Source organism: uncultured Draconibacterium sp. (assembly GCF_913063105.1).
GTDB lineage: Bacteria > Bacteroidota > Bacteroidia > Bacteroidales > Prolixibacteraceae > Draconibacterium.
In genome coordinates this window covers 15,862-28,595 of sequence record NZ_CAJXYQ010000024.1, presented here as the reverse complement: position 1 = coordinate 28,595, position 12,734 = coordinate 15,862, and the positions used below count along the sequence as shown (strand labels likewise).

General features: G+C 38.9%; 10 protein-coding genes. 3 read left to right on the top strand and 7 right to left on the bottom strand.

What is annotated here, in order from left to right:
* Positions 1-55: 55 nt before the first annotated feature.
* Positions 56-2,206 (bottom strand): DUF349 domain-containing protein, encoded by a 2,151-nt coding sequence (locus tag QZ574_RS17700; RefSeq protein ID WP_297092008.1) that lies wholly within the window; start codon positions 2,204-2,206, stop codon positions 56-58.
* 339 nt (positions 2,207-2,545) lie between these two features.
* Between QZ574_RS17700 and QZ574_RS17695 the strand changes: the two genes are divergently transcribed.
* Positions 2,546-2,995 carry a hypothetical protein gene (locus QZ574_RS17695; RefSeq protein ID WP_363314496.1) on the top strand — a complete coding sequence of 150 codons (450 nt, stop codon included), beginning with the start codon at positions 2,546-2,548 and terminating at the stop codon, positions 2,993-2,995.
* Between the two features lie 17 nt (positions 2,996-3,012).
* Here the strand turns inward: QZ574_RS17695 and QZ574_RS17690 are convergent, their stop codons facing one another.
* Positions 3,013-4,404, bottom strand: a complete 1,392-nt coding sequence (locus QZ574_RS17690; RefSeq protein ID WP_297092005.1) for an aminopeptidase P family protein — start codon at positions 4,402-4,404, stop codon at positions 3,013-3,015.
* A gap of 290 nt (positions 4,405-4,694) precedes the next feature.
* On the opposite strand from QZ574_RS17690, the gene QZ574_RS17685 reads away from it, so the two are divergent.
* The gene (locus QZ574_RS17685) at positions 4,695-5,417 is read left to right on the top strand and encodes a cytidylate kinase-like family protein (protein WP_297092003.1); all 723 of its coding nucleotides are present in this window, start codon (positions 4,695-4,697) and stop codon (positions 5,415-5,417) included.
* 66 nt (positions 5,418-5,483) lie between these two features.
* Here the strand turns inward: QZ574_RS17685 and QZ574_RS17680 are convergent, their stop codons facing one another.
* On the bottom strand, positions 5,484-6,953 hold the full coding sequence (locus QZ574_RS17680) for a DUF1080 domain-containing protein (RefSeq protein ID WP_297092001.1): 1,470 nt from the start codon (positions 6,951-6,953) through the stop codon (positions 5,484-5,486).
* A 116-nt stretch (positions 6,954-7,069) separates the two neighbouring features.
* Entirely contained in the window at positions 7,070-8,626 is a 1,557-nt protein-coding gene (locus QZ574_RS17675; RefSeq protein WP_297091999.1) for a M81 family metallopeptidase, read from the bottom strand.
* 356 nt (positions 8,627-8,982) lie between these two features.
* On the opposite strand from QZ574_RS17675, the gene QZ574_RS17670 reads away from it, so the two are divergent.
* Positions 8,983-10,224 (top strand): radical SAM protein, encoded by a 1,242-nt coding sequence (locus tag QZ574_RS17670; RefSeq protein ID WP_297091997.1) that lies wholly within the window; start codon positions 8,983-8,985, stop codon positions 10,222-10,224.
* 145 nt (positions 10,225-10,369) lie between these two features.
* Here QZ574_RS17670 and QZ574_RS17665 read toward each other — a convergent pair whose 3' ends face one another.
* The 3 genes from QZ574_RS17665 to QZ574_RS17655 all read right to left on the bottom strand — a co-directional run bounded on the left by QZ574_RS17665 (position 10,370) and on the right by QZ574_RS17655 (position 12,721).
* Positions 10,370-11,698 (bottom strand): MFS transporter, encoded by a 1,329-nt coding sequence (locus tag QZ574_RS17665; protein WP_297091995.1) that lies wholly within the window; start codon positions 11,696-11,698, stop codon positions 10,370-10,372.
* A 119-nt stretch (positions 11,699-11,817) separates the two neighbouring features.
* Positions 11,818-12,246: a VOC family protein gene (locus tag QZ574_RS17660; RefSeq protein ID WP_297091993.1), complete on the bottom strand. Its 429-nt coding sequence runs from the start codon at positions 12,244-12,246 to the stop codon at positions 11,818-11,820.
* Between the two features lie 100 nt (positions 12,247-12,346).
* The gene (locus QZ574_RS17655; protein WP_297091991.1) at positions 12,347-12,721 is read right to left on the bottom strand and encodes a heavy-metal-associated domain-containing protein; all 375 of its coding nucleotides are present in this window, start codon (positions 12,719-12,721) and stop codon (positions 12,347-12,349) included.
* Positions 12,722-12,734: the final 13 nt, after the last annotated feature.

Below are 12,734 nucleotides of genomic sequence, written 5' to 3'. Positions count from 1 at the left end.
TGCCATTAAAAAAGCCGACAAATTGCCGGCTTTATAATTACTTCTATTATAATAATTATTCATCCACTTCATCAATTACACGAATCTTTTCTTTTAGATGTTCAATTTTTTGCTTCGTTATTTCAATTTTCTTTTTCACATCTTCAATCAATGATTCTGCGTTTTTCGATTTTGCAAAGAATCCAATATTATTATCCAGCAAGATTAGGTCGTTTTCAAGTTGTTTCATTTTATTCATATACTTGTCACGTTCCATTCTCATTTTGTTCTGTCCGCGCGAAGATTCAGAGAAAGAAGACATCTTATTCCTGAATTTAAGTAGATTACGTTTTTCATCATCAATCTTTAAATCATCAAATAATTTATTAATTGCATCTCTGAAAGCTACCTTTATATCATCTTTCTTTTTAAATGGCACATGTCCTATTTCACTCCATCTGCGCTGAAAGGCTTTTAATGAATCAAGGTTCTTATCGGTTTCCTCAACAGGTTTAAAGTTCTTTACTTCCTCGATAAGGTCTTCTTTAAGTTTCAGATTATCAATTTGTTCTTTATCGGCATCCGAAAAATGATCCGACTTTTTGTCAAAGAAATAATCACATGCTGCTCTAAAACGTTTCCATAATACGTCAGAATGTTTACGAGGAACCGGTCCAATTTCCTTCCATTTTTTCTGTATATTAATAAAGTCTTGAGTGGTTTTTTTCCAGTCAGTACTGTCTTTTAACGATTCTGCCTGTACACATAAATCTGTTTTTAGTTGCAGGTTGTTTTGCTGGTTTTCTTTGTTTTTAGCGTAAAAAGCACGTTTTGCATTAAAAAACGAATCACATGCTGTACGGAAACGTTCGTAAATTTTGTTATTATCCTTACGGGGAGCAAAACCAATTGTGCGCCAAACTTTTTGAAGTTCAATTAGTTCTTTCGACTTTTCATCCCATTCTTTATGGTTGCCGATTTCTTGTTGAACAATCTCTTCTACTTTTTCGCATAAAGCTGTTTTCGCTTCCAGATTTTTCTTTTGTTCTACTTTACGGTTTTCAAAAAACTCCTGGTGTTTTTTATTTATTTTGGTAGTTGCAGTTTTAAAACGCTCCCATATATCATCTTTTTGCTCTCTGGGCACAGGGCCTATTTCACGCCACTGCTCATGGTATTTTTGCAGGGTGTTAAAAGCTTTTAATATCGACGATTCTTCTAAAAGAAGCTCCTCTGCCCGTTCACAAAGTTTTATTTTGGCTTCCAGGTTTTTCTTTAAATCAAGGTCGCGTAATTCACGGTTAATTTTAATATAGTCGTAAAAGTTCTCAACATGAAAATGATAGGTATCCCATAAGTCTTTCATTTTTGATTGCGGAACGAGGCCAATTTCACGCCATTCACGCTGAAGATCACGGAATTCATTAAAAGTTTTGTTTATCGACTCTTCGTTATTGATCAGGCCTTTTATCTTTTCAATAACTTCATATTTCTTTTCAAGATTTTCTTCTTTCTCTACCTCTAACTTTTTATTATGCTCAATACGAATGTAGCGGTATTTTTTTAGTAAATCTTTAATATCAGGTTCGTAAGGGTCTTCCTCGGCTTTAAAATCTTCTTCAGCCCCACCCGCTTCTACAAACTTTTTACGAGCCTCTTCCAGGTTTTCATTTAGGTTCTTATAAAATACTGCTTTAATGGCTTCAACATCTTCTCTAATGTCAAATTCGCTATCTCCTTCCAGAAGGTCGCGCAGCGCATTTACCAATTCTATTTGAGAGAAATTTGAGTAATCAACCTGTTCGCGTTCGACCTTTTTTTCCTCCTTGCTGTCTTCTTTTTTCTCTTCTTCAGAAGTCGGTTCTTGCTGTTCTTCAACTTTTTCGGTAGTAGTCTCAGTTGATTCCCTGGCATCCGATTCCTCTTCCACCTTCTCTTGACTTACAACCTGACTTTTTTCCTGAACAGGAGCTTCTTTTTCCACTTTTTCTTCACTAACGGGAGATTCCTGTGTTACTTGTGTTACCTCTTGTTTTTCTGCAGCAGCAGCCGTAAGTTCTTCTACCGAACTTACTTCTTTTTGCTCTTCAGTACCTTCGTTGTTTGTGGTGCTTTCACTTTCCACATTTTCAGTCGCTTCTGAGCTCGGTTGAACATCAGAATTTTCAAGTTCAGAATTTTCCGTACGCTTTAACTCTTCTGAGTTTTTTAGATCTTTAGGTTCCATTTACAGTATTTTTTACATCGTTTTTTAACGATTTGTATAATATCATTCACCTACGAAAATAGGGAAAACCATATTAATACTCAATTATTAAGACAAAATAATGATGTCAGATTTTCTTTCTGATTGGCTATCACTATTTTATGTAGTAATTTAACCATAAACTGCAGCTTGTTTTTACTCATTTACAAGTGCTTAACTAATTTATTGCCAGAGAACTCAAATATGTTGTTTAAGTATGTTTCAAAACATTGTAAAAATCTAGATATCAAGACATAAGGCATTTTAATTGTGACTTGATTGTAGTACATTACATCTTCTTAATAAACAAACGACTACAAAATAATTCTTGATGGGATAACTATTTTATTCTTAAGCAACCGAAATTCCTGCCGAAGCCAGATGGCAGAAGCAATACTAAGAAGCTACAATAATGAATTACAAATTTTTTCAGCCGGATTAGAACCTGTTGATCATGTAAGCCAGGTGGCCATTGAAATAATGGCTGAGGTTGGAATTAATCTCGAACAGAGTATTCCGCATAGTTTTACCGAATATGCCAACATGAATTTTGATTACCTGATAACGGTTGGAGAAGGCACTAATGAGGAATTAAAAATTCCGAAAGTGAAGTATAAACGAAAAATGCACCTGGGATTTCGGAGTCCGTATAAAGGCGCAAAATCTCAGGAAGAGATTAAAACCAGGTGCCGCGAAGTTCGGGATGAACTGTTATCGGAAATGGATTATTTTTATCGACGAATACTAAAAAAAGCGGCAACAATTAAATAATCGTTGCCGCTTGCTGATTATCCTTTCTGTACTATTTTTTCAACTTCATCCGGGCTAATCGGCACCCGTTCACCAATAATCTCGGCACCTGTTTCTGTTACCAAAATATCATCTTCCAAGCGGATACCGCCAAAGTCCCGGTATTCATTAACTTTTTCAAAGTTTATAAAATCTCTGTTTATTCCCTCTGCTTTCCATTTATCAATTAAAGCCGGAATAAAATAACAACCCGGTTCATTGGTTACAACAAAACCTGGTTTAAGCCTTTTTCCTAAGCGAAGGTAGGCAGTTCCGAACTGATCAACTGGTTGAATTTCATCATCGTACCCCACGTAAATTTGCCCAAGGTCTTCCATGTCGTGTACATCCAATCCCATCATGTGTCCCAAACCATGTGGGAAAAACATGGCGTGTGCCCCGGCTGCTACTGCCTCCTTAACGTCTCCTTTCATCAGTCCAAGGTCCTTTAAACCTGTAGCAATCACCTCTGCTGCGGCCAAATGAATCGATAAATATGTTACACCAGGTTTGGTAAGTTCTGTTGCTTTGTTGTTGGCCGCAAGTACAATCTCGTATATTTCGCGTTGTTTTGTTGTGAATTTTCCACCAACCGGAGTCGTACGCGTAAAATCAGAAGCATAATGAAGCAACGATTCGGCACCGGCATCGCACAACATCAGTTTTCCCTCTTGGAGCAGTTGCGAATGATCGTGGTTGTGTAAAGTTTCTCCATTTTGTGATAGGATTATCGGGAAAGAGGTCATTCCCCCACCAGCCAATGAAATACCTTCAATGGTACCCGCAATTTTTTGTTCCCAGGTACCCGGCTGTGCCATCCTCATTGCGGCAACATGCATGGCATAGCCTGTTGCACAAGCTTTTTCTATTTCTTTTACTTCCTGGTCTTCTTTTATTTCCCGAATAGAAATAACGGCTTTTATAAGCTCGAGCGAGGCCTTACTTTGTATAACCAGCGAAGATATGCCGGTGAGTTTTTCTAGCAATATTTTATTTTCGCCACGATAAGGAGGTAGAAAATGAATTGTTCTGCCTTCGTCTTGCACTTGCTTAACAAGATCAAAAAGCTTGGCAAAGGGCGCGGTGTTGCTGATGCCTACCTTGGCTCCGTTTTCTTTCAACGAAACCTGTGGCCCCATCCAAATAATGTCTTCTATATCCACATCATTGCCAAAAATATAGTCTTCCCCACTATCAAAATCAATAACTCCAGCCAAGCCTGGAAAATCAAGACCAAAAAAGTACAGGAAAGAACTGTCCTGGCGGTAATGATAGGTATTATCCTTATAATTCATTGGAGATTCGGTGTTACCCAACAATAGAGCAATCCCTTTTAAACTCTTGTTTTTAAGCTGTTTTCTACGGTTAACGAAAGTGTTCTTATCAAACATATAATGCATTTTTTTTAATTCTTACGAAGATAGTATTTCTGTAATTTATTTAGAATGATTAAAAATTTAATAGTAGTTAAAAATAGTTTTTCAAGAACATATTCTAACTGACACTTGTCATTATTCCAATACTACGATGCGTAATCACCACAAAAACAACACATTAAAAAGATTAGTATGTGTAAATAGAAATTATTTTTGAAGGTTGGTAGGCTTTATCGTCTATAAATTATTCATATTCAGCATAACCTGTTTACCATAATCAGCGTAACCCATAATAAACTACTATAATGGGAAATTCATTAATGAACTATTTAAACAGCCGGATGAAAGAAGAGAATTCGCTGCAATCGTCTCATACTGGTCAGGCAGGTCCGGTAATTACCATTTCGCGTGAAGTGGGCTGCAATGGCCTGGTATTGGCAAGAATGATTGCAGAACGCCTGAATAAAAAGTTAAGCAGATGCTCGTGGAATGTACTTAGCAAAGAAATTTTTTATGAGAGTGCCAAAGAACTGGATCTTGATCCGGAGAAAGTACGAAGAACTTTTAAGAAAACCGACAGGTATATATTTGAGGAGATACTGAATGCTTTTAAAGACAAACGCTACAAAAGCGAAGATCGAATCATAAAATCAGTTAAAGAGGTTGTTCGCACATTGGCTGTTGATGGTTATTGTATAATAGTAGGGCGAGCAAGCCATATTATTGCCAGCGACATTAAAAATGCCTTACACCTACGCTTAACGGCTCCTCTCGGCTACCGGATTAATACTATTATGACAAATAATAAGTTGAACAGAAACGAGGCCATTACATTTATTGAAAAAGTGGAGAAAGAACGTGCCGCATTTAGAAAAGCACTAAAAGAGAGTAGTTTACGTGAAGAATTTTTCGATCTTACCATCAACCGAGGATCGTTTTCGAACGAGCAGGCGGTTGAACTGGTTGAGTTTGCAATAGAACAAAAGGGTATTTTAATCGACTATAAACCCAAAATAGAGTTTTATTAGTGATTAGTTTTATTTCCCATATAAACGGGCAAGAGATTTAAAATTCCTTGCCCGTTTTTTCATTTTTTACCCTGTAATTTTATCAGGAAGTCCTTTTACATTTACTGGCTTCTTGTCATCGGTTTTCGGTTCAAACATATCATTTGGTTGCAATCCGCATTCCTGAATCATTTCTAGACAATATTCCAACTGCCCCAGATTTTTAGTTACATTATTGGTACCAAAAGCAAACTTTATTCCCGCTGCTTTGGCCATTTTAATCATTTCGGCACCCGGGGTTTTGTACCGGGCATTAATTTCAAGGGCTACATTATTATCAGCAAGTACTTTTACAACGCGCTGCATTCGTTCTTTGGTCCATAAATCGGTATATTCCGGCATTAACTCAGCAGGTAAAACCGTTGGATTTACATAGATATCAACTGGTTCCTGGGAAAATATAGCTTCTATTTTTTCCACCAGGTCATCCATAAACTGTTGTTTATTATCTACCCACACTTCTTCGGGTATCCAAATTCGGTTTCTCCTTCCTTTTCGGTCGGTAAATGTCATGGCGTCGGTAAATACATAATCGAATTTTGCAATTGCTTCCGGCGAAAACAAAGTAATCCATTCCCGGCCTTCTGCCTGCATTCCTTTATAGGTGGGGCTCCCTTTTACGTCATCCATATAGGCATACAGCGATTCATCATTGGTTACAGGGAAATGGAGTCCACAGTTGGGGGCTACGCCATAATTTATCCCCAGGCGTTGCGAATTGGCTACCACTTCATCAATGGTTAATCCTCCTTTTAAATGCACATGATAATCAACCAGCGGAAAACCAGCACGCATGAGTTTGGTTACAATGGTATCCCAACGTTTATCTTCTACTTCCACTTTTTTATCATCGGCAAGCGGCTTAATTCTTAAGTTTTTATAATAGGTTGTACTTCCTGCATCGTGCGATTGCAAGGCAATAGTGCCACTTCCAAGCACCATCTCTTCTGCCCCCTCCCATCGCCATGCTTTATCAGGCTCGGCATATTCATTTACTTTTACATCGTTTATAAAAACCTGCACGAAATTCTCAACAACGCTAATTCGAATGTTAAACCACTCGTTGTCGCTTACAAAAGGATAATAAATGTTTCGAACGCCTGCTATGCTGCCTGTCATTCTGCGTTCGGGATGCTTGGTTGAAGGGCCTCTATGCGAATTATTTATTTGTACTTCATAGCCTTTTGTGGGATATCCTTTAGCCGTGTAGGCCGTATGGATGTAAATGCCCGAGTTAGCTTGCGGTAAAGTTTTAACCTCGGCTTCAAATTCGAAATTTTTGAAATGGTGTAAATAATACAAGTGAGATCGCTCTCCGGCGCATTTTATAACACCATCTTCAACCGAAAAACTTTCAGAATTCTCTTCAGCTGCTTTCCAACCTTCAAGTGTTTGGCCGTTAAACATACTGTGCCACTCTCCCACCGGCAAATCGTTTTTACAGCTGTTAATTAATACAGTAGCAAAAAGCATTAAGGGAAAAATTAATTTTCTCATTTTTATTGGTTTAGATTCAAATTGGTTTTAAAAGTAACTAAAATATGGTTTAACAATAATTAAAATGCGAAGTACCCATTTTTAAACTGAAAACGTAAAGGCATTGCTTTTCTCACTTACTCATTTGCCAGAGGAATAAAACGTGCTGATAAATCGGGGTCCGCCATATTCTTATCCAGCGGAAACATTGGGCGTTTAATTCGTTTATACCCCAAACGTTCCAGGTTTTGGTCAACCCCACCAGGGGTTAAGGCCATTAGCCAATCGGCACGCATGTTATATAACTCGGGTACCAGGTAGCCAATTTTAACCACCACAATGTCTGTTTCGCGCGGGTATAAACCTAAATCGGTAAAATCTGTTTCATGATGATACGGTTTACGTTTTTTGGTAACAATAACATCAATACTACCGGTACGAATCACAACTTCTGTTTCGGCATGCCTGTCGCCATGTTTGATAGCCTCTACCCTTCCGCTAAGCTTTACGGGGGGTGCATACCTGTTATCAACCACAGCTCCCACCATTCCGCTTACCTTTGCACCAATGCCGGCTTCAATTGCTTTGGTTACCAGGTCGGGGCCGGGTATTGAAGCATAAATTACTGAAGGACCATTCTCCTTTCTAAATGCTTCCCGTTTCAAAATTTCGTTTAATGTCCAGCTTACATCGCCGGCGCCACCTGCTGTTGGGTTGTCGCCCATGTCGCTAATTATAAATGGTTTGTCGTTAAATGCAATGGCTTTATCCAAACATTCGTCAAGCGTGGCCACCGGAGCTACAAATTCGAATTCGTTTCGCACATTCCAGAAACACTCTGCCAGTTCTTCTGCTGCCTGCGCTACGGCTTCTTTATCGTCGCCATAGGCCATTGTTACAGCATGGTTTCGTGGCTCGTCGGCCCATGCGTAGCCCACCCAAATGGCTGCATCAATTACGCCTTCGCGTTCAGCTGCAGGTGCAACCTTGGCGTAAAGGCTTTTCCCGGGCTCTATGCGAGTGCTTGTTTTTTCACCGGGCAGCAATATCGGAACCGGAACCCAGGCTTTAAATTTTGGTTTGCCTTTACCGCTCTCCAAACGATCGAGCAAATTGGTTAAGGCACGTTTTTTCGATTCAACAGCATCTTCGTGCGGTGCCATTCGGTAACAGGTAATCATATCGCTGTAATGTGCCAGCCGCTCGCTTACATTGCCATGTAAATCCATTGATGTTGAAATAAGTACATCGTTTCCAATTACTTCCCTGACTCTTTGAATCAGATCTCCCTCCGGGTCGTCGAGTCCTACCACACTCATTGCGCCGTGAATATCAAAAAACAATCCGTCGTAAGGCAAATTTTCCTTTAACCGGTTCAACGTTTCACCAACCAGTGTTTCGTACGCATCGCGGGTAACAATGCCTCCGGGCAATGCATGTCCACGTAAAGCCGGAAACCACTGGGCACGAGCACGTGTAGCTGCCGTATCGTCCATAAATGGGTAATAGGTAAAAATCTCGTCTCCGCGACGCGCCTGAAACGCTTCAATACCCGACTGTGCAGGCGAAAAAGTACTCGACTCAATGGCCAAACCACAAATGGCCACACGCGGAAGTTTGTTTTCTTTTTTTGTTTTGCAACCTAAGGTGAAGATTAAAGTTGCTGTTAGCAGGCCGAAAAGTATTCGTTTCATAGCTTTCTGAAATTTGAATTAACCGTTTACAATAAACACAAATTTATACAGAAACGCAGAATTGGAAATGAGATTGTTCAGAAATATTTCTCTCGAAATACCAGGCTGAAAAAATACCAAGATAAATAATATCGGATATCGTATTTAATACGTCAAATTATCTATTTTTATTCCCGTTATTTTTACACGAAATGAATACAGGCCATCACCTAAAAAAATTTGTTCAGGACACCCTTAATCTGAAAAAAATATTGATGTTTCTGTACATCTTCTCCGAACTTTAAAATCTACCATTTCTTTTCCCCCACTTTTCGTATGTAGTTTAAATCTTAGTGAGTTTTTGATTTATTTTTTTGATGAAAACCTATTACAACTGGCTAAATTCGCTGGTTAACAACAATAAGTCTGCCTATAAGGAGTGGACAAACTTAAGCTGGTTAAACTCTTACACCGCTCAGGAAGCGCAAGAGAAAAAGATGGCCCTGCTTAACAGAACTGAAAATATTTTATTTAAAAATACCAAACCCTTCCACAAACAAATATCTGATGGCTGTAAGCTCTGTGGGCTCGGCTTGTGGAGCTGTTTGTTTATAACCGGAAAATGTAATGCAAATTGTTTTTATTGCCCGGCACCACAAGAAGAAGACCATTTACCAACCACCCAAAATCTGAAATTTGCAAGTGCTGCCGAATACGCTGAATACCTTAATTATTTTCAGTTTAAAGGCGTAAGTTTTAGTGGCGGCGAACCGCTTCTGCAATTCGAACGCACCTATGAATATTTAAAACAAGTTCGCAAAAAATGTAAACCGGAAACCTATATTTGGATGTACACCAACGGCATTTTAGCCGAATCACAAAAATTCAGGAAACTGGCAGCTGCCGGAATAAATGAGGTGCGTTTTGATATTGGAGCTACAGCATTCAGACTGGATAAAATTGCAGCAGCAAAAGGAATTGTACCAGTAATTAGTATTGAGATTCCGGCCGTACCGGAAGAATTGGAGCGTTTAAAGAAACTTTTGCCCGAAATGGTAAAAGCAGGTGTATCAAACCTCAACCTTCACCAATTACGACTTACACCTCACAACGTAAAACACTTATCAAAACGTAATTATACATTAATTCATGCAGAACAGCCTGTAGTGCTGGAATCAGAACTGGCAGCTTTGGAATTGATTGCCTATGCACATGAACACTCCATTGATATCGGTATTAATTACTGCTCATTTCATTTTAAAAACAGATTTCAAAAAGCAGGATTTAGGAAACAGCTTGCATCGGCTTTGGCCGGCGAAGGCGATGTTATTACACCTAATGGGTATATTCGGCGAACAGAAGATTCGAGTATGAAATATGAAACCATTCGCATCTTTAACGACAAGCCTAATACTATCAATGTTAACCTGTTACAGCTAAAACATAAGTCCTATTACTACATTCGACAAACTGTTCTGAACTCTGAAGTACTACATGAAGAAATGAAACTTGCGGTTAATCAATTAATTAAGACTGAGCCGGAAAATCTTCCCGACGACCCCTTACTTTTTAGCATTTGGCAGCAGGAGTATATTGAAGAAGGACTACGAGAGTACTAAGGATAATAATTTCCTATCGTTTTTAAGAAGCAAAGCAAAGGTTAGATTATAAAATTGATTTAGAAATGATTGCCCTGATTTGCCTGATTCTTTTTAGGCTAATAATAAAATTCATTCGGTTAAAAACGTCCAAATTGACAAATGCTTATTCCCCTAATTTATCTTGCGGGTTATGTGCTTTAAAAACCAGAGCTGTAATAAGTAACAGTATCCCCACCAGTACATATATACCAAGGCTGTATGTTCCGAACTGCGAAAACGATAAACTAAACAAAATGGGTCCCAATGCACTACCAAATACAATAAGCGCCATTACAAAACCGGTAATTTGTCCTAAATGTTCGCGACCATAAAAGCGGGGCCAGGTAACAGCCATAAGTACATTAAAAATACCACTTACAATTCCGTTTCCAATAATAAAAGTATAGTAGAAAATATCGCTGCTAATTTTAGCCAATGAAAACAGAGCTATAATTTCGGCCAATAACATCAGCCACAGCAGGTATTGAAGTTTTATACGGTCGCTAATCCATCCGCCCACCAATGCAAAAGATACCGAAATAAGGGAAACCGGAATAAAAACAGCCAATGCCTTCTCGCGGCTAATTCCGGCCTCGGTAAACAGCGAAACCAAATGAAATGTAAAGCCGGTTACATAAAGCGAATATATTGAAAGCGGAATAGCAAACAACCAAAAGGTTATATTGCTGCGGGCTTCATTTAATGAAAACTGTTTAAATGGTTTTATAATTACATTGTGCTCTTTATTGGCATGCTTTTCTCCATCGGCAACCATATTGATATCTTCCGGATTATCGCGAAAAAACAGAAAAACAAATGCAGTAAAAAACAGGCCGATGAATGCTGCCATAAGCAACCAGGCATGGCGCCACGAGGTTTCTTGAATCAGCATGTCGAAAGTGAGTGGTGCAGTGGCAAAGCCCAGCGATACAAATACCGATGAAATGCCGTTTACGAGGCCCCTGCGGGCAATAAACCATTTCATTAGCATGTTGCGCGAAACCATGGTTAACACGCCCTGCCCCGAAAAACGAAGCATAAAAAAGAAAATAATTAAAACAGCAATAGCCACACCGGCATAAGCACTCGAATTAGGAGCAGTAAGTAATTTTATTATCCGGTCCGACTGGCTCATCAGAACCAAAACCATTGCCAATACCAGAGCAGTGGCCATGCCCACCCATCGTGCACCGTATTTATCGTATAATTTTCCGGCGTAGGTAAGTACCAGCGAGCTGGCAATGGTGCCAAACATGTAAGCCGTGCTAAGCTGGTCGCGGCTGATACCAATATTTTCCAACAAATAATCGGTAAATGTTGAAACCCCCATGGTTTGCCCCGGAGCACTTACTAAAATGCCAATGGTAGCAACAACTAAAATTACCCAGCCATAAAAAAACGGAACTTTTTGAGTATCAAAAGGGAATTTATTGTATTTCTGCTTGAGTTTCATTATCACAAAACTAACTATTGTTTTGTGGTTGTCTGGTGTTTTCGGACTGTATGCATTAATAATAATGTTTTATTATTGAATTGATGAAACCCCGCACGAGACATAAAAAATGAAGCGATTCATACTCCTTTCTGGCAAACCACCTCAAGCTTAATCCCGTCCGGATCTTTAAAAAATACGGCATAATAATTTTGATGATATTCAGGGTATAATTGTGGAGGCGCAACAATATTTGCATTGAAAGCGAGAAGTTGGTGATATATAAAATCAACATCTGCTCGTTTTTCGGCTTTAAATGCCAGGTGGTGTAATGCTCCGGGCCGGCGCCGGTGTACTTGTTCGTTTTTTAGCGATTCGCGCGGAGAAGTAAGTGCAATGGCAAAGTTGGGATGCGTATATTCTACAACTTGTTTATCGTGGCTGGCAATAAAGGCTTGAGCTTTGTTTTTCAGATTAAAACCTACCAGGGGTAAAAAATAGTCGTAAAATGTTATGGCTTCATTCAGGTCTTTTACCGTAATTTCAATGTGGTCGATTACAGGCTGCATAGTTTTTATTTCAAAGATCGGAATTTAGCAGAATATGGAAGCAATAAAAAGCAAAAAAGGCTGCCGTAAACTAGCAGCCCTATTGTTGAATAAAATGATATTATTTTCTTTCCCGGTGCACTTCATGATTGTGTTCATGGCCATGCTCGTGTATATGTTCTATAAGTTCATCGTATTGTTTAATTGTAATTTTTTCCGCTTTGTAGCCTTTTTTCTTTATGGCTGCAGCCAGTTTTTCATCGGTGTTTTTACCTTCTTTGTATTCCACTAAAATGGTGTTTGAAGCGTGGTCAACTTTCAGGTCTTTCACCCCTTTTTCAAATTTCAGGTATTCGGTAACCGTTTTTTCGCACTGCAAACAATCCATGTCACTTTTAAAACAAACAATGCTGTTTCCTTTCTTCTGTGCCAGGGTTTCCGAGGCGTTAAGTCCGGAAAACAAAGCAATAACCAATAGTAAAATAAGTTTTTTCATTTCTATAATTTTT